At 40.7% G+C, this 26,074-nt stretch carries 28 protein-coding genes and 1 pseudogene; 9 read left to right on the top strand and 20 right to left on the bottom strand.

The genetic code is table 11. The features are described 5' to 3' along the window. Positions 1-71 precede the first annotated feature (71 nt). The 6 genes from ggt to R8G33_10270 are packed head-to-tail and all read right to left on the bottom strand — an operon-like array spanning position 72 to position 5,746. Positions 72-1,730 (bottom strand): gamma-glutamyltransferase, encoded by a 1,659-nt coding sequence (ggt, locus tag R8G33_10295; GenBank protein MDW3096050.1) that lies wholly within the window; start codon positions 1,728-1,730, stop codon positions 72-74. Positions 1,731-1,733: 3 nt separating this feature from the next. After that, a complete protein-coding gene (locus tag R8G33_10290) occupies positions 1,734-1,988 on the bottom strand; it encodes a YfhL family 4Fe-4S dicluster ferredoxin (GenBank protein ID MDW3096049.1) in 255 nt (84 codons plus the stop codon). A 2-nt stretch (positions 1,989-1,990) separates the two neighbouring features. Further along, on the bottom strand, positions 1,991-2,476 hold the full coding sequence (coaD, locus tag R8G33_10285; protein ID MDW3096048.1) for a pantetheine-phosphate adenylyltransferase: 486 nt from the start codon (positions 2,474-2,476) through the stop codon (positions 1,991-1,993). 33 nt (positions 2,477-2,509) lie between these two features. Beyond that, positions 2,510-3,100 carry a 16S rRNA (guanine(966)-N(2))-methyltransferase RsmD gene (gene rsmD, locus R8G33_10280; protein ID MDW3096047.1) on the bottom strand — a complete coding sequence of 197 codons (591 nt, stop codon included), beginning with the start codon at positions 3,098-3,100 and terminating at the stop codon, positions 2,510-2,512. Continuing rightward, a complete protein-coding gene (locus R8G33_10275) occupies positions 3,072-4,388 on the bottom strand; it encodes a pitrilysin family protein (protein MDW3096046.1) in 1,317 nt (438 codons plus the stop codon). Before R8G33_10275 ends, rsmD begins: the two co-directional genes overlap by 29 nt. Before the next feature lie 14 nt (positions 4,389-4,402). After that, complete coding sequence (locus R8G33_10270) at positions 4,403-5,746, bottom strand: pitrilysin family protein (GenBank protein ID MDW3096045.1); 1,344 nt, start codon at positions 5,744-5,746, stop codon at positions 4,403-4,405. 116 nt (positions 5,747-5,862) lie between these two features. Between R8G33_10270 and ftsY the strand changes: the two genes are divergently transcribed. The 3 genes from ftsY to ftsX are packed head-to-tail and all read left to right on the top strand — an operon-like array spanning position 5,863 to position 8,400. Further along, entirely contained in the window at positions 5,863-6,774 is a 912-nt protein-coding gene (gene ftsY / locus R8G33_10265) for a signal recognition particle-docking protein FtsY (protein ID MDW3096044.1), read from the top strand. 15 nt (positions 6,775-6,789) lie between these two features. Beyond that, a complete protein-coding gene (ftsE, locus tag R8G33_10260; protein MDW3096043.1) occupies positions 6,790-7,443 on the top strand; it encodes a cell division ATP-binding protein FtsE in 654 nt (217 codons plus the stop codon). Between the two features lie 9 nt (positions 7,444-7,452). Further along, the gene (ftsX, locus tag R8G33_10255; GenBank protein MDW3096042.1) at positions 7,453-8,400 is read left to right on the top strand and encodes a permease-like cell division protein FtsX; all 948 of its coding nucleotides are present in this window, start codon (positions 7,453-7,455) and stop codon (positions 8,398-8,400) included. A 6-nt stretch (positions 8,401-8,406) separates the two neighbouring features. On the opposite strand, the gene R8G33_10250 is transcribed toward ftsX, so the two are convergent. After that, positions 8,407-8,619 (bottom strand): terminase small subunit, encoded by a 213-nt coding sequence (locus R8G33_10250; protein MDW3096041.1) that lies wholly within the window; start codon positions 8,617-8,619, stop codon positions 8,407-8,409. Positions 8,620-9,080: 461 nt separating this feature from the next. Between R8G33_10250 and rpoH the strand changes: the two genes are divergently transcribed. Beyond that, a complete protein-coding gene (gene rpoH / locus R8G33_10245) occupies positions 9,081-9,944 on the top strand; it encodes an RNA polymerase sigma factor RpoH (GenBank protein ID MDW3096040.1) in 864 nt (287 codons plus the stop codon). On the opposite strand, the gene cyoE is transcribed toward rpoH, so the two are convergent. From cyoE to R8G33_10225, 4 genes are read right to left on the bottom strand one after another with little or no spacing between them, the layout of a single operon-like run. Further along, a complete protein-coding gene (cyoE, locus tag R8G33_10240; protein ID MDW3096039.1) occupies positions 9,923-10,828 on the bottom strand; it encodes a heme o synthase in 906 nt (301 codons plus the stop codon). The two genes, rpoH and cyoE, sit on opposite strands and share 22 nt — an antisense overlap. Positions 10,829-10,876: 48 nt before the next feature. Beyond that, a complete protein-coding gene (locus R8G33_10235; protein MDW3096038.1) occupies positions 10,877-11,887 on the bottom strand; it encodes a COX15/CtaA family protein in 1,011 nt (336 codons plus the stop codon). 6 nt (positions 11,888-11,893) lie between these two features. Continuing rightward, entirely contained in the window at positions 11,894-12,472 is a 579-nt protein-coding gene (locus R8G33_10230) for a hypothetical protein (protein ID MDW3096037.1), read from the bottom strand. After that, complete coding sequence (locus tag R8G33_10225) at positions 12,462-13,199, bottom strand: SURF1 family protein (GenBank protein MDW3096036.1); 738 nt, start codon at positions 13,197-13,199, stop codon at positions 12,462-12,464. Before R8G33_10225 ends, R8G33_10230 begins: the two co-directional genes overlap by 11 nt. 55 nt (positions 13,200-13,254) lie before the next feature. On the opposite strand from R8G33_10225, the gene R8G33_10220 reads away from it, so the two are divergent. Continuing rightward, a complete protein-coding gene (locus tag R8G33_10220; protein ID MDW3096035.1) occupies positions 13,255-13,458 on the top strand; it encodes a twin transmembrane helix small protein in 204 nt (67 codons plus the stop codon). Between the two features lie 67 nt (positions 13,459-13,525). Here R8G33_10220 and R8G33_10215 read toward each other — a convergent pair whose 3' ends face one another. The 7 genes and pseudogenes from R8G33_10215 to R8G33_10185 form a co-directional block, all read right to left on the bottom strand. After that, positions 13,526-14,398, bottom strand: coding sequence for a cytochrome c oxidase subunit 3 (locus R8G33_10215; protein MDW3096034.1), 873 nt, complete (start codon positions 14,396-14,398; stop codon positions 13,526-13,528). Between the two features lie 10 nt (positions 14,399-14,408). Beyond that, positions 14,409-14,987: a cytochrome c oxidase assembly protein gene (locus tag R8G33_10210; protein MDW3096033.1), complete on the bottom strand. Its 579-nt coding sequence runs from the start codon at positions 14,985-14,987 to the stop codon at positions 14,409-14,411. Between the two features lie 138 nt (positions 14,988-15,125). Further along, positions 15,126-16,706 (bottom strand): cytochrome c oxidase subunit I, encoded by a 1,581-nt coding sequence (gene ctaD / locus R8G33_10205; GenBank protein MDW3096032.1) that lies wholly within the window; start codon positions 16,704-16,706, stop codon positions 15,126-15,128. A gap of 113 nt (positions 16,707-16,819) precedes the next feature. Further along, a pseudogene (gene coxB, locus R8G33_10200) lies at positions 16,820-17,539 on the bottom strand (cytochrome c oxidase subunit II). Between the two features lie 71 nt (positions 17,540-17,610). After that, positions 17,611-18,090, bottom strand: coding sequence for a DUF2244 domain-containing protein (locus R8G33_10195; protein MDW3096031.1), 480 nt, complete (start codon positions 18,088-18,090; stop codon positions 17,611-17,613). 286 nt (positions 18,091-18,376) lie between these two features. Next, the gene (bioC, locus tag R8G33_10190) at positions 18,377-19,225 is read right to left on the bottom strand and encodes a malonyl-ACP O-methyltransferase BioC (GenBank protein MDW3096030.1); all 849 of its coding nucleotides are present in this window, start codon (positions 19,223-19,225) and stop codon (positions 18,377-18,379) included. A gap of 8 nt (positions 19,226-19,233) precedes the next feature. Beyond that, a complete protein-coding gene (locus tag R8G33_10185; protein ID MDW3096029.1) occupies positions 19,234-19,962 on the bottom strand; it encodes an alpha/beta fold hydrolase in 729 nt (242 codons plus the stop codon). Between the two features lie 32 nt (positions 19,963-19,994). On the opposite strand from R8G33_10185, the gene plsY reads away from it, so the two are divergent. Beyond that, positions 19,995-20,612, top strand: a complete 618-nt coding sequence (plsY, locus tag R8G33_10180) for a glycerol-3-phosphate 1-O-acyltransferase PlsY (protein MDW3096028.1) — start codon at positions 19,995-19,997, stop codon at positions 20,610-20,612. Here plsY and tsaD read toward each other — a convergent pair. Further along, positions 20,609-21,619 carry a tRNA (adenosine(37)-N6)-threonylcarbamoyltransferase complex transferase subunit TsaD gene (tsaD, locus tag R8G33_10175; protein ID MDW3096027.1) on the bottom strand — a complete coding sequence of 337 codons (1,011 nt, stop codon included), beginning with the start codon at positions 21,617-21,619 and terminating at the stop codon, positions 20,609-20,611. The two genes, plsY and tsaD, sit on opposite strands and share 4 nt — an antisense overlap. Positions 21,620-21,743: 124 nt before the next feature. Here tsaD and rpsU point away from each other — a divergent pair, with 124 nt between their 5' ends. From rpsU to hemE, 3 genes are all read left to right on the top strand, one after another. Then, positions 21,744-21,959, top strand: a complete 216-nt coding sequence (rpsU, locus tag R8G33_10170; protein MDW3096026.1) for a 30S ribosomal protein S21 — start codon at positions 21,744-21,746, stop codon at positions 21,957-21,959. Positions 21,960-21,975: 16 nt separating this feature from the next. Further along, a complete protein-coding gene (locus tag R8G33_10165) occupies positions 21,976-22,434 on the top strand; it encodes a GatB/YqeY domain-containing protein (GenBank protein ID MDW3096025.1) in 459 nt (152 codons plus the stop codon). A gap of 79 nt (positions 22,435-22,513) precedes the next feature. Beyond that, positions 22,514-23,581, top strand: coding sequence for a uroporphyrinogen decarboxylase (gene hemE / locus R8G33_10160; protein MDW3096024.1), 1,068 nt, complete (start codon positions 22,514-22,516; stop codon positions 23,579-23,581). Between the two features lie 9 nt (positions 23,582-23,590). On the opposite strand, the gene R8G33_10155 is transcribed toward hemE, so the two are convergent. Then, a complete protein-coding gene (locus R8G33_10155; GenBank protein MDW3096023.1) occupies positions 23,591-26,050 on the bottom strand; it encodes a penicillin-binding protein 1A in 2,460 nt (819 codons plus the stop codon). Positions 26,051-26,074: the final 24 nt, after the last annotated feature.

Below are 26,074 nucleotides of genomic sequence, written 5' to 3'. Positions count from 1 at the left end.
TAAATAGTTGTTGGTAAATCAAGAATGCCCCCTATAAGTCGATAGCAGACATTTGCTATATAATTTTCACTTTATTCGACTATCGCTAACCCTTCACCACGCGGATCAGAAGCCGCTTCAACAATATTATTTTTTTGATACCACGTAATGGCATGCATATTTCCATAAGTACGTGACATTTCTTTTAGCTGATGTCCTTTGCTAGTGAGTATTGATCTTTCTTTTTCTGACAATGCATCTATTTCAAATTGAATTTCATCAGGTAGGTATTGATGGTGAAATCTTCTTTGGCTGACTATTTCTTTGGCATTGGCTCCTTGTTGATGTTTTATTAACGCCAACGCCAGCATACTTATTATTCGACTTCCGCCGGGTGTGCCAACAATTAATGTGCGCTCTTTATCACGAGCAAACAACGGCGTCATGCTGGATAACATTCGCTTACCAGGCTCAATTGCATTTGCGTCTGAACCAACTAAACCCCAAATATTAGCCACACCTCCCGCCATTGAAAAATCATCCATTTCATCGTTGAGCAGTACCCCTGTTCCTGGTGCCACAAAGCCACTACCGAATGGGTAGTTAATGGAAAGTGTTGCGGCAACATAATTGCCTTCACTGTCCAAAACTGAAAAATGTGTGGTGTCTTCACCGTTTGATTCAAGCTTGTTCACAAGTGATTCACTGGTGCTTGCATGGGCTTGGCTAAAACTAGAAAACTTTTCTTGTGCGTATTCCTTGTTAAGCAATTTGTTTAGTGGCATGTCAGTATAAGCCGGGTCACCTAAATATATTGCGCGGTCTTGGTAGGCACGGCGCATGGCTTCTACTACTTTGTGTATTGACTCCGCATCATCAAGATTCAATGATGCTTGCGATTGTTCGAGCATAGCTAGAATTTGAGTGATTACTACACCGCCAGAAGTTGGTGGTGGTGGCATAATGATTTCAATGCCATGGTACTCGGTTTTAATTGGCGTTCTCGTTTCAATGTTATAAGCCGCCAAATCTTGTAAGCGCCATATTCCTCCTGCTGCTTGCACGCCTTGCACAAGTTTTTGTGCCACCTCACCATAATAGAAACCTTTTGCACCTTGTTTGGCAATTTTTTCCAATGTGTTGGCTAAGTCAGTTTGCTGGATGATGAAATTACTTTTTGGAACGTCGCCATCTTCTAAGAATATGCTACTCGCTTCTGGAGAGGCTAATAATGCTTGTTTGCGTAAACTCGCCAACTTTAAATAATGATTGCCCGGGGTAAAACCTTCTTTAGCAAATCTAATGGCGGGTTGCAGATTTTCTTCTAAGGTCAAACGGCCATAATTTAGAGTAATATGCTCCAGTGCTGCAACTACACCAGGAATACCCGCTGCAAGTGGGCCATTAATTGATTGGCCGGTTAGTCGACCTTCTTGATCAAAATACATATCATCCGTGGCATCTAATGGTGCGACTTCTCTGCCGTCGATGACAACATCTGTATTACTCGAGGCATCATGTAGTAACCAAAACCCACCGCCGCCGATACCACTACCATAAGGCTCTACTACCGCTAAAGCTGCGCTGATAGCAACAGCAGCATCAAATGCGTTACCTCCGGCTCGTAAAATTTGTTCCCCGGCTTGTGATGCTAGCTTATGAGCACTAGCTACTGCATATGGATTTTTATTTTCACCTGCATGGGTTAACCACGAGGTAAAAATTAATAACATTAGAATACGAATAATCATCGCTTAAGATTTTTTCATCATGAGCTCAGTGTATTTATTTTGTAGCTGTTGATTTGTTTCACGATGGTTTGGATCAATCAATATACAATCGACTGGACATACTTCCACACATTGAGGCTCATCAAAATGTCCTACGCACTCGGTACATTGTTGATGTTTTATTTCGTAGATTTCTTCGCCTTCAAATATCGCGTCATTGGGACACTCCGGCTCACATACATCACAATTTATGCATTCGTCAGTTATATATAGCGCCATGATTATTCGTCTGAAAACTTATTTTTTAGCGCTTGCTCAACTTTGGGGTGTACGAATGTTGAAATGTCGCCGCCCAGTAATGCAACTTCTCTGACAATACTTGACGAGATAAATGAAAATTGTTCTGCTGGAGTTAAAAATATAGATTCTAGTGTGGGATCAAGATGACGATTCATAGTCGCCAACTGAAATTCAAATTCAAAGTCAGATACTGCTCGCAAACCTCTCAATACTGCCACTGCACCATGGTCTCTAGCAAAATCCACGAGTAAACCATTAAAACCGCACACCTCAACGCCTTCGTACTCTGAAAGTACCGCCTTGGCTAAAGAGACACGCTCATCTAAAGCGAATAATGGTTCCTTCTGTGGGCTATCCGCAATACCGACTATTACTTTATCGAATACGTGCTTGGCTCTACGTACCAAGTCAGCATGACCATTGGTGACTGGGTCAAATGTACCAGGATAAACAGCTATCTTTGACATGGGTAATTTTGCTCAGGTTTAATTACTGTAGCATTATTTCGCTACTATTAACCCACATTCTACTTGACCTGCTTTTAACTGTCTCTTCCATTGCCACTTATCTGGCAATGTTTGGGGGAATTTTTCTGGGGAAGCTTCCAGATAGATCAAACCGCCTTTTTTAACGCACTCGCTGCCAATTATCATTTGCAGTAATTCTTCAGGATTATATTTTGCAAATGGCGGGTCAAGAAAAATTATATCGAACTGAGCAGAACAATTTTGTAAATACGCTAAAGCATTAGCACAGGTTAAACTAATTTCTTGCGCATCTAATTTTTCTACTTGTTGTGAGAGTAATGACACAATTTTTTGATCGTTATCAACAAGAGTTGCGTGTGCCGCGCCACGCGAGACCGCTTCAAAACCTAAGGCACCACTACCGGTAAAAAGATCCAAGCAATGGCTTCCTTCGATGCGTGCTTGTAGCCAGTTAAAAAGTGTTTCTCTAACACGACTTGGTGTGGGACGAACATCATCTCGCAGCACAACGGGCAATGTAGTGCCGCGCCAACGCCCAGCAATAACCTTAACCTGCTGAGGCGCTCGCGCTAATTTATGCGTCTTCTTCTGGCTTTTGCTCACTACCAACCACGACAGTCACAAAGGTATCCAGATCAAGATGTTTGCGGAATGCTTGCTTCACATCTTCCAGGGTGACTTTTTCAATATTGCTATTAAAGTCATTTAAATAAGTTAATGGTAAATCGTAATAACCAATCAAGGACAAATAACCCAAAATATCCCTGTTGCTATCCACACGTAACGGAAAACCATTCATGATGTTTTGCTTGCTTAGAGTAAGTTCTTCTTGGGTCGGCCCATTTTCAATAAATTCTGCAAGCACTTCATTACATACTTGAATCGCTTCTGTCACTTGATCTGAACGTGTTTGTAGGCCTAGCATAAACGGACCAGACTGCTCATAGGGCAGGAAATAACTATAAACACTATAAGACAACCCTCGTTTACTACGCACTTCTTTAACTAAGCGAGAAGTGAATCCGCCACCACCTAGAATGTGATTACCCACATACAGATTAAAATAATCTGGGTTCCCGCGCTCAATGCCAATTTGACCCATTCGCACATGCGATTGTTGTGAGGGAAAATCAACATGCTGCTTTGTCTCTACTGATGGTTTTGCTGCTTTAATCCTTTCTTGTGCATTCCCAGTTGGAATTGAAGCACTTATTTTATTCGCAATCACTTTAGCTTGTTTTTGCGAGACATCTCCAACAATTGCCAAAATAGAATTTGTTGCTACAAAATAATTTTTATGAAATTGCTTTATATCTTTGAGTGTAATTTTATTTGCACTCTCTTTAGTTCCGCTGCGCGGTTGCGCATAGGGGTGTTGCTGATAGAGAAGTTCAGAAAATTTTCGCCCAACAATATCACTTGGGCGTTGATCACTATCCTCCAAAGCAATTAATAATCTTTTCTTTTCTCTATCAAAGTCACGCTCAGGGAAAGAAGGATTTGATACAACCTTAATAAACATTGTTAAGGCATCATTAAAAAATTCATCATCGGTAAGACTACGCAATGTCACACTTGATCGATCCAAATCTACATTAGCGCTAAATTGCGCGCCTACATCTTCAAATCTTGAAGCAACATCATCAGCATCAAGTTTTCCTGTACCCTTATCAAGCAGGCCATGTGTCATTGATGACAAGCCTGCTAGCTCATTATCACGCGCACTACCGGCATCAAATGTTAACGCTATATCTATCATAGGAAGTTCTGGTGAATTGACATGTAGCACTTTAATGCCATTGTCAGTTGCCCATGTGTTTATCTCTGGTAAAGCATAAACAGCAGAAGACATACATAAGAAAAAAAATACAATTGTAGATCGAATGAACATAGTGGTATTAATTATCATTTAGCACCAAAGCCTTTAGGCTCTAGCGGCGTTAAAATTGCAACTGTTTTAGAATCATCGACCAAATATTTTTTGGCTACCTCACGCACGTCTTCAGCTGTGATTTTTTGTATATTGTCAGCATATTCATTCATTGTTTTCCAACCGAGTTCGACAGTCTCTAAAGAACCTATAATATAGGCTTGCCTTTGAACTGAATCTTGTTGATACACTTCACCCGCAACTACTTGTGCTTTCACACGCTTTAACTCGCGCTCGCTGACCAGTTCGGTTTGTAATTTTTCAATTTCTTTACTTATCGCTTGTTCTAATTCTTCCAAGGTATGTTCTGCATTTGGTGTACCATCGAATAAGAACATGCTGTTTCTCGCAGAATAAAGGTCGTATCCCGCGCCCGCACTTGCAGCGATTTCTTGCTCCCGCACTAAGTGTTTGCTTAAGCGCGAACTTCTTCCACCGTCTAGTATTCCAGACAGGATATTTAACGCATATGCCTCGCGGCTATCTTTAGCTGTTTTTAATGTCGGTACTTTATAGCCAATTATCATATAAGGAAGCTTAGCCACCGCTTTCACTTCGACACGGCGTGTCCCTACTTGTCTAGGCTCCAGTCTGGGCTTGAGGGTTGCCACTTCACGTGATGGCACAGGTCCGTAATACTTTTCAGCTAATGCAAACACGTTTTGCGGATCTACATCACCGACCACAACTAAGGTGGCGTTGTTTGGTGAATACCACTGCTGATACCAATTCTGCAGATCTGACACTTGCATACTATCAAGGTCGTTCATCCATCCAATGACTGGATTGTGGTATGGACTACTATTATATGCCGTAGCATTGAATTGCTCATAGGTAAGCGCGTTAGGATTGTCTTCAGTGCGCAGTCGCCTTTCTTCTTTAACTACTTCAAGTTCTTTTGTGAACTCTGCTTCATCTAAATTTAACTGTGCCATTCGGTCAGATTCGAGATCGAAGCTTGTTTCTAACTTTGAGACATCAAACAATTGATAGTAGGCAGTAAAGTCTCTACCAGTAAAGGCATTATCACGCGCACCGATACTTGCCAAGATCTCTGAGAACTGGCCCACTGGATATTTAGGTGTGCCTTTAAACATCATGTGTTCTAACACGTGAGAAACACCAGTAATGCCACCATATTCACTGGCCGAACCGACTTTGTACCAAACTTGAGCAGTCGCCACAGGTGCTCGATGATCTTCTTTAACGATCACTTTCAGACCGTTTTCTAGTGTTTTTTCATGTACTGTTGCCCAACTATTTGTCGCTAATAAAAAAGAAACTAGAATTGTATTTATTGATAAAATAATTTTCTTCATTCGTATTGACTAACTGTGGTTACGTTACAATAAGATTCATGTCTTACGACAGCAGGTGAATTCGTTTGTTCAACCCAAGCATAGCATTATATTTCTTGCCATTAATTACTTAATATATGACTGACCAAAATTTGCTCGATCGCTTAAAACAAGGTTTATCTAAAACTCGAGGTGTCCTCGCTGAAGGTGTCCAAGAAGACTCTTCCAAGACCATAGATGAAATTATCATAGATATTGAAGATGGCTTATTGATGGCGGATGTAGGCATAGAGACTACCGACAAGCTAATGACTCAATTGAAGGCCCTGATTGAAAAGCAAACCAATTCACGAGCCAATATTCCGGAATTACTATCCCAGTGTATATTAGAAATTCTCGAACCAAGTAATAAACCTATGCTACTCGGCCGCATCAAACCTTTTTCAATATTAGTGGTAGGGGTTAACGGTGCTGGCAAAACGACTACTATTGGAAAACTAGCGCGACGCCTTAAGAGAAATCGAAAATCAGTGATGCTAGCTGCCGGGGATACCTTTCGCGCAGCAGCCGTAGAACAATTAATTACTTGGGGTGAACGAAATGATATTCCTGTCGTCTCGCAGTCAACGGGCGCGGATAGTGCTTCGGTTATTTTCGATGCACTAGAATCAGCATGCGCACGAGGTATTGACGTGTTAATTGCGGATACTGCTGGCCGCCTTCACACCCAAAACGATTTAATGACAGAGCTACAAAAAGTTAAGCGAGTTATGACTAAAATTGATGAGAATGCACCTCATGAAACGTTATTAGTTTTGGATGCGAGTATGGGTCAAAATGCATTACGACAAGCAGAAGAATTTCATCAATCTATGAACGTAACTGGTTTATGCATAACTAAACTTGACGGCACCGCTAAAGGTGGCGTTGTGATTGCCATTGCTGATCGATTAGGACTTCCTATTCGTTATATTGGTGTCGGTGAATCCATTGATGACCTTCAAGTATTCGACGCAAAAGAATTTACCTCTGCACTTGTTGGTTGCTAGTACACGAGCTATTAAATGATTCGTCTTCAAAATATTTGCAAACGTTTTCCTGAAAGTGGTGAGGTTCTAGCTCAAATAGACCTGCAACTTGAAGATGGTGAAATGTGTTTTCTAACAGGGCCTTCTGGTTCGGGTAAGAGCACTCTACTTAAAATCATTGCTTTGATTGAGCCGCCGACGCGAGGCAAACTTTATTTTGATGAGCGCAACGTTACCGGTTTAAATAAATCCAGCATCTCTTCTTTTCGCAAAAAGATGGGCCTTGTGTTTCAAGACCATCGCTTACTCAACGATCGCAATGTTTTTGAAAATGTTGCTTTGCCCTTACGCATTAATGGATTCAATCCCAAGGATATTCCAAGGCGAGTGCGGGCCGCTCTAGATAAGGTTAGTTTACTGAACAAGGAAAAGTCTAATCCAATTTCTTTGTCGGGCGGTGAACAACAACGTGTAGGTATTGCACGCGCCATCGTCCATAGGCCGCGCTTACTATTAGCGGACGAACCAACTGGAAATCTTGACCCGGAATTATCAGCCGACATTATGAAATTATTTTTAGAATTTAATCAGGTTGGTGTAACAGCGTTAATTGCTAGCCATGATTTAAGCCTAATTAAAGGCTTTAACAAAAAAATTCTAAATTTAAATAGTGGGCGTTTAATAAACTAACGCTCTCCCATGAAAAATAAAAGCTCTAAAAGCAATCTTAACAATCATGCTTTTCTTTGGTTAGAACATCACATAGATAGCTTCAGGCTAAGCTTTACACGCGTAATCAATAGCCCTGTTTCATTTATTTTTACTGTATTAATGATTGCTATCGCCCTCTCGATACCAATGAGTCTTTATGTCGTTTTTTCTAGTGCTCAACAATTGACTGATCAATGGGACAATGACAAACAAATTACATTATTCTTAAAAGACAAGCTAAGCTACTCTGAAGCCCAGAAACTTGCAGACTCCATTGCCGATAAAGACATGATTGCTGAAGCCTATGCCATCAATAAGAATACTGCGCTTGATGAATTCAAATTACAGATGAGCTTAGAGTCGATTACAGAAAATTTACCGGAAAATCCCCTGCCTCATTTAATAATTGCAAACCCTGAAAGCTCACTTTCAGATTTACAAGCCCTACAATCTTTAGAAGTTGAATTAAGCAATTTAAAGCAAGTGCAAGAAGTGCAATTTGATTTGATTTGGTTTCAAAGATTACAAGCAATACTAGGTGCTATTAATCGTATTCAATGGATTGTTAGCTTTGTATTACTATTAGCTATTGCCTTAATCATTGCTAATGTAATCAGATGGGAAGTAACCAGTCGGCATGCTGAAATTGAGATTATTAAGCTAGTGGGTGCAAGTGATACTTATGTCAGACGTCCATTTCTGTATTCGGGATTTTGGTTGGGTTTAATTGGATCTATTGTGGCATTGATAATGGTATCTATCTGCGGTTTGTTTATTCAGCAATCTACTATCAAACTATCATCACTGTTTGGAAGTGATTTTCAGTTAACGTCGTTATCAATGGGTTTAGCTGGGTTAATCATGCTAAGTGCCAGCCTTCTTGGTGTCGGGGCCGCCTGGGTTGCGGTCACACACAAGCTTAAATCCTATAGTTAATCGCTGCTACCAATCTTCTACTAAATTATTCGCTGTTAATCGCCAGTTGATTGCGTCAGCGGTATCGAATATTAATTCTCTAGTGACTGATTGGCGTTCATGATCTTGAATTCTTTTTTGCATATGAGGCAGGCCTTTTTCCAACCATCCATCGATGGTCGGTTGGTCTACACCAAAGATATGGGCAAGATCAGCTTTGCTAACTTGGACTCCTGGCATGAAATCTATCTCTTAATTTGTATTTACCGTGTTACGGAAAATTAGTTTAAAAACTTAAGCACATTTGCGATCGTTATTATTTTTAGCTTATTGATCTACATGCAGGGCAAATTACACGTAATTTATGTATGACATTTCACTACTTTCATCATGACATACGCAGTATAAATCACAGATAATTAACGATTATTGCCGACTATCTCTCGATATTGACCGTTTATCGAAATTATCATCTCACCCTAAGTGCTCACTCGAGCAACCCTTTCCTCTAGTTGGGGTATAGAAATGAACGGTACCTGAATCATTTACCAATACCTACAATCATTCCCCTCTGTGGGCAAGTATGGTCGATAAAGTGAACACTACGATCCGACTGGATGTTTACGGAACTATACAACTGGTTAGCACTCTAAAACTGAGAGTGCTAAACTAACTTAAAGTAAATTTGGAGAGTTCGATACATGAGCAACAGCTTGGTCATTACACAACCACAAGAGCTAACTTTAACAGCGGGAAGTTTGGACGCCTATATCAATGCGGCGCACCAATTACCTATTCTGTCTGCTGAAGAAGAGCAAAACTTGGCAATACGGCTGCGTGATCATCAAGATCTGGAGGCCGCACGTACTCTCATTACTCATCACTTGCGCTTTGTTATTCGTGTTGCTCGTGGCTATAACGGCTATGGCTTAGCTTTAGCAGACCTTATACAGGAAGGCAATATCGGCCTAATGAAGGCGGTCAAACGGTTCGACCCATCTCTGAATGTGAGATTGGTCTCATTTGCCGTGCACTGGATACGCGCCGAAATCCATGAGTTCATTCTGCGCAACTGGCGTATTGTTAAAGTAGCGACCACAAAAGCACAACGTAAACTGTTCTTCAACCTGCGCAGCAAAAAGAAGAGGCTCGGCTGGTTAAACCACGATGAGGTGAAATCAGTTGCTATGGAATTAGGCGTTAAACCTAGTGATGTACTTGAAATGGAATCGCGCCTTAGCGGACAAGACCTAGGGTTCGATGCGCCTGGTCATTCAGATGATGAAGACAATATCTCATCTCCTTCCGCATTCTTAGCACACGATAGCGAAGACCCTGCCTCTAGTTTTGAAAAAGATGATTGGACTGAACATCAAATAGTACAATTAGAACAGGCCATGAATGAGTTAGATGATCGTAGCCGCACTATTATTCAAGCTCGTTGGCTGTCTGAGAAAAAGCAAACATTACAAAATCTTGCTAAACAATATGGTGTATCTGCTGAACGCATACGTCAACTGGAAAACAACGCCATGAAAAAACTTCAAGCTTGTATTGCGTCTTGAATTAGCGGTAGATATCGATCAAAAAGAAGTATTGCAAATAGCACCATCAAATAAATAATCGAATAGACGAAGGTATTAATAGCCTTCGTTCTACTTTTGGTGATTTGCAGACTGATTGCGTAATATAAAAATCCTGCATTCAACACAAGCACACCGACTAAATATACCCACCCTGACATATCAGTTAAGAATGGGAATATAGTGATTACACACATCAAAATTGTATACAAGGTAATTTGTAACCGAGTGTAATCCTCACCATGTGTCACTGGTAGCATTGGAATATCAACTTTGGCATATTCTTCTTTACGATATAACGCCAATGCCCAGAAGTGTGGCGGCGTCCATGTAAAAATTATCAGTAACAACAAAAGACCATCAGCCTGTATTTGTCCCGTGACAGCAGTCCAGCCAAGTAATGGTGGCGTAGCGCCAGCGAGACCACCTATAACAATGTTTTGCGGCGTAGCTCGCTTTAAATACATCGTATAGATAACCGCATAACCGACTAATGAGGCAAACGTCAGAATGGCAGTCAGCATATTAATTTTAATAATCAATAATGCCATACCGGTGACACCAATAATTCCTGCAAACGCTAAAACGGAGGTCTTACTCAATGCCCCTGATGGCAAAGGACGTAATTTTGTTCTATCCATTGCCGCATCAATACGGCTATCAGCAATATGATTAATCGCGGCTGCCGAACTGGCAACTAAACTTATACCTATTGTTGCAAAAATAATTGTTTCTAAGGCGACATTGCCCGGATCAGCCAACAACATCCCTACAATTGCAGTAAATACCATTAATGCAACCACTTTTGGTTTACACAACTCCAGATAGTCCTGCCATCGGCTTAGAGAGCCAAGGGCTGAGCTCATTGATGATGACGATGAATTGGTAGACATATTAATGTAAGTAGACAGAAGCTAATGGCTAGAGCGGGCGGATTTTAGCATATATAAACTTGCTACAAGACTAAATAACAACAGTAAAGCAACGCCATTATGAAGTACCGCTACAGCCAATGGCAGTTTAAATACAATGTTAGATATCCCCAAGCTAACTTGCAAAGCCAACAATCCTAATATCACTACAGCATTTGTTTTAAGTAACTGACCTACATCGGTATGTTTCCACAATCGCGTCGCATAAAATATGATTGCTAACGTCGCAACTAATGCGCCGATACGATGCACATAATGAATTGCTACACGTGCAGGATGGTCTAACACACCGAATTCATAATCCACACCTAGGCCTCGCCATATGATAAAGGCATCCTTAAAGTCCATTGTAGGCCACCAGGATTGCTGACACTTAGGGAAGTCGACACAAGCTAATGCAGCATAGTTAGAGCTTACCCAGCCGCCTAGAGCGATTTGCCCTGCTAGAATAAATATCGCAAATACACAAAGTTTAAATAGTGACTTGGAAAGGCTTAAATCAACCTGTGGCTTTAAAGACGTCGTGCGTAGAAATTGCCATGCAACCAAAATAAATAATGTAAAACCTCCCAACAAATGCCCCATAACAACTAAAGGCTTAAGCTGAAGAGTTACTGTCCACATTCCCAATAATGCTTGGAACAGCAAAGTACCCGCAAGTACAGTTCCAGCAAATATATGTCTCTGGCCATGCTGATCTTTTTTAAATAAAAATATTGAAATTATAAAAATTAAGATGCCTAAGGCCCCAGCAAAGTAGCGGTGTATCATTTCTTTCCATGCTTTAGCAGCTTCTACAGCTCGGTCATAATTAGAATGCGCATGGTCTATTTCTGTTTCAGTCTCAGGAACACCAATAATATGCCCATAACATCCTGGCCAATCTGGACACCCTAAACCTGCATCTGATAATCGAACATATGCTCCTAGCACAACCACAATGAAGGTAAGCAATAATGTTGCTAAAACGATATTTCTAAATGTTGCACTCATTACCAATTACCCTATGTTGGAAATTTTTAGTAATTTCTTTATATCTTTAAGCATGCCTCTTGAGGTACTAGTTGTATCATACTGCATCATTAAATTTCCATTAGGATCTACCAGGTAAACCATTCCCTGTTGTAATTGCTTCTGAAAACCTGGTTGATTTTCCAGCTCGAATTTAAGTAGTTTACCAACATGTGTGCGTTTATTACGATCAAGAATGTTTGAGCTAATTTTATTTTCACCAACTATCAATACAGATTGAATACGATTTGATTCTCTACCTGTGGCAATTTTAGTTTGACGTAGTTTAAATAGTGACGCCTCACATTCAAGCGTACAAGCATTGGGCGAATAAATGAGATATGTCCACTTTCCTTTTATATCATCAAGCGTTTTCAATTGACTTGGTGTTTGTTGCAACTCAAATATAGTAATTGGCTGCGCGGGATGTATTAACTCACCATGAGATAGAGATTTTACAGTAGGAACATAATCGCGCATTGCATACATAAGCATTGCAATTAATAATGGAACAACAAATACAGCTATTAACAAATAGCCAGATAACTTTGATTTTTCAGTTTTCATTTTTTTTAAATAAAGGTTTAATACTATATAGCCACCATATAACAGCTAAAGCTAAAGCCATGGCGTACCATTGAAATGCATATCCGTAATGTTTTTTAGCTGTTAAATTAGTTTCTGCCCAGTCTCTTCTGTAGCCATTAGGTTGCTGCTCATTAAGCCTTAAGGTAAATGGTTGTAGTGTTTGATCATAACGTGACGATAACTGTTGATAGTCAACAAACTGAATTCTTCTAGGCCAACCTGAATCTTCGCCTTCTGCAATTCCCCCTAAGCTATAGGCTTGATCATAAGGAACATAAATTCTCCCCGCTATGCTAGTCTCATTACTTTGAAACTCAATATCAGGCAGGTGATCTCTTGATTCGCCTTGGGGCAACCATCCTCGGTCAACTAGCACCCACGCATTAAACTGAACGACATAAAATGGCGTTAATACATTATAACCTGTGATACCGCCTCGCACTTGGTTATCGAATAAAAACTGTTTTTTTGTATCGTATTGACCAATTAATTTAATTTTTTTATATCGCCATTTTTCAATTTCTACAAGTGGCAATCTGATTGCTTCAAATACCTCATCCTGGTCACTTACCGCATGTTCTATTTCACTTTTTACATCTCCACGACCAAGCTGCCACGATCCTAGAGTAACAAACAATGCAAATAATGTAATTGCAACAAGCTGTACAATCCAGAATTGTCCTGTAGGTCTTATTGGTAAAAGCATTTTTCAGCAATGCCCGCTATACTTAGCTTTCGACCCCAAATATTCTGAGCCATTCATGTTAATTAAAATTGTTATTGTAATTCTATTCCTACTCATTATTTGGAATCTTGCATCCGCTCTATTTCATCTCATGGTCTCTAAAGAAAGCAATGACAAAACCGTTCGAGCATTAACCTATCGCATCGGACTATCTGTATTGGCATTTGTCATTATAATCATAAGCGCAAAATTAGGCTGGATACAGCCTCATGGCATATAAGCTTTTATAGTTGGCTAAAATAAAAAAGGCGCCTAAGAAGACGCCTTATTATTATAATACTTTGACATTAGAGCACATACACAAATATAAATAACCCAAGCCAAACAACATCGACAAAGTGCCAATACCAAGCCGCTGCCTCAAAGGCAAAATGTCTTTCAGGTGTAAAGTGCCCAGTGATACACCTAAACAAGATGACTGTTAATATAATTGCTCCAATAGTTACATGAAAACCATGGAATCCAGTCAGCATAAAGAACGTTGTTCCATATATGCCAGAGCCTAATGTTAATCCCAAGTCCTGATATGCATGAATATACTCAGCGCCTTGAACAAACATAAATATAACGCCAAGTAATACTGTTAAAAATAAGCCAATAATTAATTGAGCACGATGATTAGCCTTAAGTGCATGATGCGCCCATGTCAACGTCACACCACTGCTTAGAAGCAATGCCGTGTTAAGTAAAGGAAGCCCCCATGGCCCAATTGTCGTGTAATCTCCACCGACATTACCTGGCCCGTTAGCTGAATTTGGCCATGATCCTTCATATCCATCCCATATAAATGCATTGGTAGTGATTCCACTTCCTTCCCCACTCAACCATGGAAGTGAATATTGCCTCGCATAGAACAGTGCTCCAAAGAAAGCGGCAAAAAACATTACCTCGGAAAATATAAACCAGAACATACCCCATCTAAATGACATGTCCACTTGCATGTTATACATGCCCTTTTGGTTTTCTTTAATTACGGTTCCAAACCAACCAAAGATCATAAAGAACACAATGGCTAAACCCACCATCATCATTGGTGAGCCCCATGAAACATTATTTAGAAAGTTAGCAAAACCTACCATTAGCGTACATACGCCTATGGAGGCAACTATCGGCCAGTGACTTCCGTGTGGAACATAATATGAATTATCAGCGTGTGCCATAATTTAATCCTCAATTAAATGCTAATACAGATTCTTTTGAATCAAGTTTATTAATTTTTGCGCTTTGCGTGATATCGAAAAATGTATAAGAAAGCGTGACGACTTTTACATCTTTCGGCAATTTAGGGTTGATCATAAAACTCAACGCCATCTCTACTTCTTTGCCAGCATCAATAGGCTGATTTTCAAAACAGAAGCATTCTGTCTTAACCAAATGTTTATTTGCTACATACGGAGTAACACTCGGCACAGCTTGCCCAATCATTGATGATTGTGTCGTATTTTTTGCAATGTAGTTAGTTGTATAAACACGCCCTGGGTGTACCTGTAACTTACTTACAGCTGGTTTTACATTCCAAGGCATTGATTGATTCATAGAGACATCAAATTCAACCGTGACAAAACGTGTCGTATCCTCTTTTATCTCTTGAGCAACTAATTGCTCGGAATCCTGCGTGAATCGTAATCCTGTTAGATCGCAAAACACATCATACAAAGGTACCAATACATAACCAAAACCAAACATGCATACACAAACTAACGCTAGCTTAGCGACAACGTTTTTAGAACTTTTAGCCTGCGTATCCATTGTCTAATGTGAGCCGCTAACTAAAAAATAAAATCCAACATAAATAACAGCAGCAACCAACGCCAGTATTACTACTGTTTTGTTGGCTGCTTTTTGTTGTTTATGTTTAGCGTCCATTACTGAACTTCAATCCTACTCTTACTTGATAACAGGAGGAGTTGTAAAACTATGGTAAGGGGGAGGTGAAGACAATGTCCACTCTAAACCTTCTGCATTTTCCCACACTTGGCTAGTAGCTTTTTCACCGCCACGAATTGCTTTAATCACCAAATATAGGAATAGTAATTGAGCAAAGCCAAAACCAAACGCGCCGTAAGTAGCTAGCATATTGTAATCTGAGAATTGCAATGCATAGTCAGGAATACGTCTTGGCATACCCGCTAAACCCACAAAGTGCATAGGGAAGAAGGTTAGATTCACAAAAATTGTAGATAACCAGAAATGTAACTTCCCTAATCCTTCGTTATACATATTCCCACACCACTTAGGTAACCAGTAATAAACTGCAGCAATAATCGCAAAGATTGAGCCTGGCACTAATACATAGTGGAAGTGGGCAACAACGAAATAAGTATCGTGATACTGGAAATCAACGGGCGCTAGTGCAAGCATCAATCCTGAGAACCCACCAATTGAGAACATGACAATAAAGCCCAGTGCAAATAACATTGGTGTTTCAAAAGTCATAGCCCCACGCCACATGGTCGCAATCCAGTTAAATACTTTTACTCCTGTTGGTACTGCAATCAACATAGTGGCAAACATAAAGAATAACTCACCAGCTAATGGCATTCCTACGGTAAACATGTGATGAGCCCATACAATGAATGACAAGAATGCAATTGAACCTGTCGCATACACCATCGACGCGTAACCAAATAGCGGTTTTCGTGCAAAGGTTGGAATGATACTTGAGACCACACCAAACGACGGTAGAATCAAAATATATACTTCAGGATGACCAAAGAACCAGAAAATGTGCTGGAACATTACAGGGTCACCACCCCCAGCCGCATTAAAGAAGCTAGTTTCAAAGAACTTATCTGTAAGTAGCATGGTAATACCACCAGCTAACACTGGCATTACTGCAATTAGAAGATATGCCGTAATTAACCAAGTCCATACAAATAGAGGCATTTTCATTAACGTCATGCCAGGTGCACGCATATTTAAAATAGTTGCAATCACGTTGATTGCACCCATGATTGAAGACAAGCCCATGAAATGCATAGACAAAATAACAAATGGGAGCGCATCACCTGTTTGCAATACCAGTGGCGGGTATAACGTCCAACCACCTGCTGGTCCACCGCCATCCATGAATAATGTGGATAACATCATTGCAAAAGCAAAAGGCAAAATCCAAAAACTCCAGTTATTCATACGAGGAAGCGCCATATCCGTAGCACCTACCATCATTGGAATTAACCAGTTAGCTAACCCTGTAAAGGCTGGCATTACCACACCAAAGATCATCATAATCGCGTGCATGGTAGTCATTGAATTGAAAAATTGCGGATCAACAAACTGCAAGCCTGGCTCGAACAACTCTGTTCGTATAACCAAAGCCATCACGCCGCCAATCAAAAACATGATAAATGAGAACCATAGGTACAAGGTACCAATGTCTTTGTGGTTAGTTGTAAATAACCATCGCTTTATCGAATAGGGACTTTCCTGGTGATCATCATGATGATCGTCGGTAGCAACCGTACTCATTGTGTACTCCTTAAGTATGTAACATTAAATAATAATCTTGAATTCATTAGGCTAGACTTTTATTGGGTCACTGCCGCGTATTCTGTGCCATCTTTTTCTAGTGTTGTGTTGTCAGCAAGGAACTGGTCAAATTCAGCTTGCTCCACGACACGCACCACAATTGGCATAAACCCATGATCTCGGCCACATAGTTCTGCACATTGGCCGCGATAAACACCAGGGGTATTCACTTTTGCCCACGCTTCATTAATAAATCCCGGAATTGCATCTTTCTTAACAGCCAGATCGGGGACCCACCAAGCATGATTTACATCGTTTGCAGTAATTAAGAATCGAACTTTTTTACCTACCGGCAAGACCAGTTCATTATCCACCTCTAATAGGTAGTTCTCGGTTTTAGATTCTTGTCCATTAATTTGGCTGCGAGGTGTCTTAAGTACACTATAAAAATCAACACCTTCGTCTATATATTCGTAGCGCCATAACCACTGATAACCGGTTATTTTTACAGTTAAGTCGTAATTACTAGTATCTTCCATATCTACTAGTGTTTTAGTCGCCGGTATTGCTAACGCAATCAAAATAATGAAAGGGATTGTTGTCCAAACTGCTTCAACGGTTGTGCTTTCATGGAATGTCGCTGGGGTGATTCCCTTAGACTTGCGATGGGCATATATCGAATAGAACATTGCTCCGAATACAACTATTGCAATGACAACACATAGCCAAAAAGCAATCATGTGCAAATCATAGACTTCTTTGCTGATATCGGTCACACCAACAGGCATATTGATTGGCTGTCCGGCATGAGCAACTCCAAATGCAGTAAACATACTGCTAACAGCTAATAGCCATTTGAGCCAGTTATTACCACTCATCTTACATACTCCCTATATAAAAAATCTTACTTAACTGATGGCAAAAGTGCTTCCTTAATTGACGCTGCCAACCCATTTCGTTCATGGTCTGTTAGGCACGCACCAACTTCTAGCTCTTTTCCTTTTGATCTCATCACTAAACGACTTTGCCTATTAGGCATAGTAGGAGGATACAGTTCCACCTTTGTCCATGCTCGTTGAAAACTATGCAATTGCCGCATATTCTTTCGACCCACCTCAACAGTGATGTTGTCGGCATCAATCGATATTACTTCACACCGGCTGGCTCTCAAGCTTGACCAGTATAGTATTCCTGCCAGCATCATGATCTCGAGGCCAGCAAACGGTAGGATGACCCATAATCCGCGCATAGCGAATGCCCCAGCAATGCCAAAACATACAATTGCTAAGCTCGCGACCAAAATTTTATTCTCTTGCCATGACATAGAGCAATTCGGCGTCACCACAAAAGTAGAGAGAGAATCACTTTTTACTCCCGCTTCCATGCTACTTAACTACCGTGTTGACTGAATTCATGCGCAGAAATTAATTCGTACTTAGGACATTCAATTACAGTGAATACTTATACGCTAATGTTAGCAATTATTGATGCGAAATTCATAGCGCCTCTTATGGATATTTCATGACTGATTTATATACAGTTGATGTAAATCATGTAAAATCTTGATCGCATTTTAACCGAATTACTTCAAGCCCTTATCTTCCCTCTCAAAACGCTTTAATTTTAACCGCCATTCTTGGGCACACAATAATTTTATCCATCTCAACTCACTAGCTAAATTTTATTGGCTGCCACGTATTTATACTATTTTGGCCCAATGATGGCTGATTCTTCTTCCAGCCATGCCCATAAAGTACCTCATAACTAGCCGGAAACTTGCCGTTAGGTAATATAAATTTATTGTACTCTTTGATGACATCATTGAGGTGTTGCCTAGTCATCAACCCTCGTAAGCGTTGTTCAATATGATTGGTGGCTCCTGTCGCTTGCAGGTCTCTAAGTAATTGCATTGGGCCATTATATTCAACCGTAATAATCTCTGATTCCATTACGGGTGAATCAAAACCATTTGCTAACAGGCCATCGCCAAGCGATTGCATATCAATAAACGAACTGACATGCGGATAATCGTCTACCTGTGCAAAGCAATGGCGTAACTCTCTTAATGTTTCAGGACCAAAACTTGAAAATATTAACAAGCCTTGTTCTTTTAAGGTCCGAGAACATTCTTGAAAAGCATTACCAACATCATTACACCATTGAAATGTTGATGCAGAAAAAATAACGTCTAAAGAATTATCTCGAAATGGCAGCACTTCAACGTCCCCACATACGGCATATTGATAATTAACTTCAAATTGATTTTTTGCCCAGGCCAACATTGGTGAAGCAAAATCTATGGCGTAGTAACACTCGCTACCATAGTGTTCACGCAATAATTCACTAGCAAGGCCAGTACCGCTACCAACATCCAGTAAAGTATCAACAGAGTCTTTCTGCAAAACTTTTAGTTTCTCGACCAATCGTACAAGAATTTCTTTCTGCACAACAGCAGAATCGTTGTAAGAAAGAGCGGCTTTGGCAAACGCAGCTTTAACACTGTCTTTAGAGATTTTCATTTGAAAAATTACAAGTGATTATTGATGAATCTTGCGACCTCGCTAGGTCTAGATATGTGTGGCGCATGTCCCGCGCCTGAAATCACTTCTAATGGTGCGCCAGATAGTGATGCGGCATATTGTGCTGACTGAAGATTAACAACCGCATCATTTTCACCGTGTACAAACAAAGTTTTGCATTCAAGTGATTGCAACTGTTTAGATAAATCTAACTGCTGCAACAAATTCAAACCATAACCACATTCAATCATATCGTAATCACCCACTTCACAAGCATTTTTTAGCACGCGCAAACAGTCTCTAGCCATACTGTCATTCTTAACTTGTAGTGTTAAAAATTTTTTCAGCGTCTCTGCTGGGCTTGATTGATACTGATCAACAAACATATTAAACCATTGGAAATCAATTCCGGTATTTTGATTGTCAGCACTCACAAACTTTGGCACAGACGCAATAAAACTAATACTTCTAACTAACGCTGGAAAGCGCGTTGCCAGTTTAATAGCTATTAATCCACCCATTGACCATGCCACTATATTGACTGGCGCATTAATCATTGCTCCTAATCTTTCAATGTAGCCTTCGATATCACTTAACGACGACTTAATTTGAGAATCACTCAACCAAGTGGGTGTCAGGCAATTTATCTGGCAACCATTGCTCAATGCTGGAATAATTGGCTCCCATACTTTACAAGTTGCACCCCAACCGGTCAGCATTAGTATGTCTTTTTGCACTTCTATCTTCCTAAGCTATTAAAATAGTTTTTATGAATCTTGCCTTAAGCAATCTACAATTAATCTATGCAGTGTGCATCATACTTGCCTATCTAGCAGGATCCATATCAAGCTCTATTTTAATTGCACGCGCATTGCACTTGCCTGACCCTCGCAGCCTGGGATCAGGTAACCCAGGCGCGACAAACATGCTCCGCACCGGGAGCAAAAAAGCAGCAGCATTAACTTTAATAGGAGATCTACTAAAAGGGTTAATCCCTCTTCTAATTGCACGTTACTTTGGTGTCGAATTATTCGTACTATGCTTAATGGGAATGGCAGCAACGATAGGCCACATGTTTCCAATTTATTATCGATTCTGCGGCGGTAAAGGTGTTGCCACAACATTAGGCGTGTTGCTAGGTATTAATTGGATGCTTGCATTAGTATGGGTTGTAACATGGGTTAGTACTGCGAAATTATCAGGCTATTCATCTGTAGCCGCTCTAGTTGCGACGGCTTTATTGCCTATTGCTGCATATTTTATCAACCTACCTGCCGCAGTAATTTATCTTACTGGCTGCATCGCAATTCTAGTCATATGGCGTCATCAATCTAATATTAAAAATTTACTTAGCGGTAAAGAGACTAAAATTAACGCAAAAAACTAATGCTTATTTTTAGACTGCAATGACCAACGTGGAAATACCTTTATTTCATTAGTATCACCAAATTTTCCTTCCAACGCATATTGCAGTCCTGTGTAAGCTATCATTACTCCATTATCGGTACACACTTTCATACCCGGAAAAATGACATCTACATCGCCCATCTGATTAAACTTAGTGCGTAGCTCCCGATTCGCACTAACACCACCCGCCACCACTAATGTTTGTAAACCAGTTTGTTGAATTGCTCGTTGGCATTTTATGAATAGCGTCTCAGTCACCGCTTGTTGAAAGGCATGAGCTATATCAGCCTTATCTTCTTCGGTCTGTTGTGATTTTTTGAACTCCAGTAGTGTATGCGTCTTCAAACCACTAAAGCTAAAATCTAAACTAGGGTTATCTATCATGGGTCTGGGAAAATTATCTCGTTTTGATAATGAAGCTTTTGCAAGGCGTTCAATGGCGGGTCCTCCGGGGTAACCTAACGATAATTGTTTTGCCACTTTATCAAAGGCTTCTCCAACGGCATCATCTCGGCTCTCACCAAGCACTTGGTACTTCCCAAGGCTATTGGCCTGCACAATCATGGTATGTCCGCCCGAAACCAATAAACATAAGAAAGGGAACTGAAGCCCTGTCTCTTGATTAAGAAACGGGACCAATAAATGTGCTTCCATATGGTGCACCGGGATTGAAGGTAACCCTAAAGACCAAGCTATTGACCGTCCGACTGAGGCACCCACAAATAGTGCGCCTACCAGCCCGGGCCCTGCTGTGTAAGCAATTGCATCCAGCTCATTTATACTTAAATTGGCTTCGTAGAGAGTTTCTTTTAATAATGGGGATATCTTACGAATATGATCACGTGAGGCTAATTCTGGCACCACACCCCCATATTCAGCATGAAGATCGACCTGGCTAAATAGTCGCTCAGAGAGTATTTCTCCCTTCTCATTGATAATTGCAACGCCTGTTTCGTCGCAAGAGGATTCAATTCCGAGCACTTTCATTAGATTATTTGCACTTCCTTGTGGAAAAAGTGGTGAAAAAGTCAGTTTTATAGTTGTAATCGAGCATAGCGCAATTATAATCCACCGTCTTTTTGTCAATTCATCACAATAGTAACGAGGATTTATGCCTGGAGTACGAGTAAAAGAAAATGAACCATTTGACGTGGCTTTACGCCGATTTCGCAGATCATGTGAAAAAGCCGGTGTATTAACTGAAGTTCGCAGACGAGAGTTTTATGAGAAGCCAACCGCCGTGCGCAAACGTAAAGCGGCAGCAGCTGTTAAACGCAACCTTAAGCGCGTTTTTCGCACTACTCTTAAACGACGACGTTTGTACTAAGCAATAGCTGTACAAAGTGACCAACACAAGTTCACTGAAAGAACAAATAGTGGCAGAAATGAAATCTGCCATGAAATCAGGCGATAAAGAGCGACTAGCGACTATTCGCTTGATCTTATCTGCTGTAAAACAGGTCGAAGTTGATACTCGATCTGATGTAAATGATCAAGATCTCATCGGAATTTTGGACAAAATGTCTAAACAACGTCGTGAATCTATTGATCAATTTGAACAAGCAGGTCGAAATGATCTCGCAGACAAAGAGAAATCTGAGCTAGCGATTATTTCGGATTACCTTCCGCAAGCTTTGAGTGAAGCTGAAGTAAATCTTCTAATTGATCAAGCGGTTAGCCAGACCTCTGCCTCATCGATGAAGGAAATGGGTGCAGTAATGGCAATACTCAAACCGCAAATGCAAGGCCGGGCTGATATGAGTAAGGTGAGTAAGCTAATTAAAGCTAGGCTCTCTAGTTAAAATATAACTTCGCATAGCGAGCATCTTCGGCTACGCTTTCTACTTAATATGAAAGCAAATCACCACTAAAAATTCCCCCATGTCGCCACTAAAGAACGATCGCTTCATTCGAGCACTTTTGCATCAATCAGTCGATAAAACACCCATTTGGATAATGCGTCAAGCTGGTAGATATTTACCAGAATATCGTGCAACACGTCAGAAAGCAGGGGATTTTCTTACATTATGCAAAACTCCAGAACTAGCATGTGAAGTCACAATGCAGCCACTAGATCGTTTTGAATTGGACGCAGCTATCTTATTTTCTGATATTTTAACTATCCCTGATGCTATGGGTTTAGGACTAGAGTTTAGAGAAGGAGACGGCCCAACATTTAGCGATCCAATAAAGACAAGAAGTGATATAGATAAGCTTTCTATTCCAGACCCATGTGGTGAATTGCGTTACGTTACTGATGCAGTGTCTTTAATTAGAAAGGAATTAGATGGTCGCGTGCCTTTAATTGGTTTTTCTGGTAGCCCATGGACGCTTGCTACTTACATGGTTGAAGGTGGTTCCTCTAAGGATTTCAGCAAAGTTAAAGGTATGTTGTATGACCAACCTGGTGATATGCACAAATTACTTGATATTCTAAGTGATAGTGTAGCAACTTACTTAAACGCTCAAATTGAAGTGGGCGCTCAAGCAGTAATGATATTTGATACTTGGGGTGGAGCTTTGACGCCAGAGGATTATCGCCGCTTCTCACTAAACTCAATGACACGTATCGTTGAACAATTACATCGTAGTTACAATGGAAGTACTATTCCAGTAACACTATTCTCAAAAGGCGCAAATCATTCACTTGCAAATTTAGCAACTTCTGGTGCCAATGCAGTGGGACTCGATTGGACAATAAATATTGGTGATGCTAGTCGTATAGTAGAAAATAAAGTCGCGTTACAGGGGAATCTTGATCCAGCAATTCTTTATAGTTCGAAAGACTCTATCAAACAGCATGCAAAAAAAGTGTTAGATGATTATGGTCAGAATACCGGGCATGTGTTTAACCTTGGTCATGGTATACATCCTGCTATTGACCCAGAAAAAGTTAAAACTTTAGTCGACTTCGTGCATGAATACAGTTCATCGCTTAATCAAAAATAGCTAATAAACTTAAAATAACTGCTCAGCAGGTCTTTGCGGCTGACCAACCTCGTCAGGATTTTGCTCTACACTGATAGATTGTGGCGCAGAAAAATCTAACTCAGGTACTTGGTCAATATGAAAAGCTTCCTCAATACCAAAACCACTTTCTTGGTCTATTATTGCTCCCGTTTCTGGATGCACTTTTAGCAAGACCATATCTTTAGGTAATGGCCGTTCTATATAAGGCTCTCCTTGAAGAGCTACACGCATGAAATCAATCCAAATGGGTAGTGCTGCTACACCTCCGACTTCACCTCGGCCTAGTGGTTTATTTTCATCAAATCCAAGCCAGACAACAGTCGCTGCATTTGGATGATACCCAGCAAACCATGCGTCATGTTGATCATTTGTAGTGCCTGTTTTACCTGCAATATCATTACGATTTAGTACTAAGGCGCGTCTGCCAGTGCCAAATTTGATAACATCTTTAAGCATACTATCCATTTGGTAGGCATTCATTTCTGAAATTACTCTTGATGCTACTTGGATTCCTGCATTCTCTGACCCAATAGACTCTGAAAGCCCTAGCTCAGCTAATTCCTCAGCATGTACAGAGATCTCTGTTGCTAAGCGAGTGCATTCTTCGTCACATACTCGCGCTGGGTCCGCAGTAAATAAAACATCTCCATCAGGACCTTCTATACGTTCTATAAAGTAGGCATCTACTTTATAGCCACCATTAGCTAATATCGCATACGCATTAGCCAATGTTAGTGGTGTGACAGCACCACTGCCTAACGCGAGTGTTAAATCCTTCGGCAATTGCTGGGCATCAAAACCAAATTTACCTGCATGATCACGGGCAAATTTACGCCCAATATCACGCAGCAAGCGAATTGATACCATATTCCTTGATTTAGTCAGTGCCAACCGCATTCGTGTAGGGCCAAAGAACTTGCCAGAATAATTTTGAGGTCGCCAAGAATCTTCTGTTGCCTGATCTTCAAAAACAACTGGGGCATCATTGATAATACTAGCTGGAGAGAAACCAGCCTCGATAGCTGCTGAGTAAATAAATGGTTTAAATGACGATCCTGGTTGCCGTTCAGCCTGCGTAGCACGATTAAACTTGCTGGCATAAAAGTCAAAGCCACCTGTTAATGCTGTTATAGCGCCATCTTCAGGACGCAATGAAACTAAAGCGCTGGCTGCCTTTGGTATTTGACGCAGCTGCCATCCTTTAGCCGTGCTGATGACACGAATGATGTCGCCAGCTTTTAAAACATCTGCCATTGTTTTTATCTTAGGACCAAGGCTATTTTGTGACTTATACATCCGTGCCCACGTGACACCATTTAAATCTAACTGAATTATTTCACTGGCTAATGCCACGATAGCAGAGTCTTCGTTCAGCTCTGTCACTACCCCTGGTTGAAGATCACCAACCGTAGGCATATTCCCTACTAGTTCCGCCACCACCTCAATGTCAGTTAATTGATCTACCGGTATGCTTCCTTCAGGTCCACGATAACCATGGCGCATGTCATAAGCTAATATGCCGCTTTGTACTGAATCAACCGCGGCTTGCTGTTTATTTGCTTCTACCGAAGTAAAAACATTGTATCCTGCGGAATATGCTTCTTCGCCATACAAATCAACCATATGTGCACGTACCATTTCACCAATATAGGGAGCATCAACCTCCAGATTTACTGAATATCTTTTAGCTTCTACAGGTGTTGCAATGGCTATCTCATAGTCTTCCTTAGAAATCTTATTGAGCTCCAGCATGCGCCCTAAAACATAATCTCGGCGCACGGTAGCCCGTTCAGGATTGCTAATAGGATTGAATCTTGATGGTGCTTTGGGTAGCCCTGCAATCATTGCTACCTGGTCAAGTGATAGCTCTGTAGCACTCTTACCATAGTACACTTCTGCTGCTGCACCCACCCCATAAGCCCGCTGGCCTAGATAGATTTTATTCAAGTACAACTCAAGTATTTCTTGCTTGCTAAGCTCATCTTCAATTCGAAGCGCTAGCATTATTTCTTTGAATTTACGTGTATAGGTCCTTTCGGGTGTCAAAAAGAAGTTTCGTGCTAACTGCATGGTAATCGTGCTACCACCCTGTGCCTTTTGTCCGGTGATGACTAGATTTATTACCGCTCTTAGCAGACCTTGGTAATCAACACCAGGATGTTCAAAAAATCGATCATCTTCAGCGGCCAAGAACGCATCAATCATTGCTTGAGGAAGTTCCTGATAACGAAGAGGAATCCGGCGCTTCTCTCCAAATAACGCAATAAGCTTGCCTTCGCGGCTATAAACCTTCAGCGGCGTTTGTAATTTTACGTCTCGAAGAGAGTCAACAGGAGGGAGTTGAGGGGAATAAATTAGGTACGCAGTCGACAAAATTGCCACCACTGCGACGGACATAACGATTAATCCGATAAAACCTAGTTTAAACAACTTTATATTCAATGACATATGATTAAAATGTTATTAATTCTG

Source organism: Gammaproteobacteria bacterium (assembly GCA_033344735.1).
Lineage (GTDB): Bacteria > Pseudomonadota > Gammaproteobacteria > UBA4575 > UBA4575 > UBA1858.
Note: the sequence above shows the minus strand (reverse complement) of the source record. Positions and strands in the feature narration are given on the sequence as shown.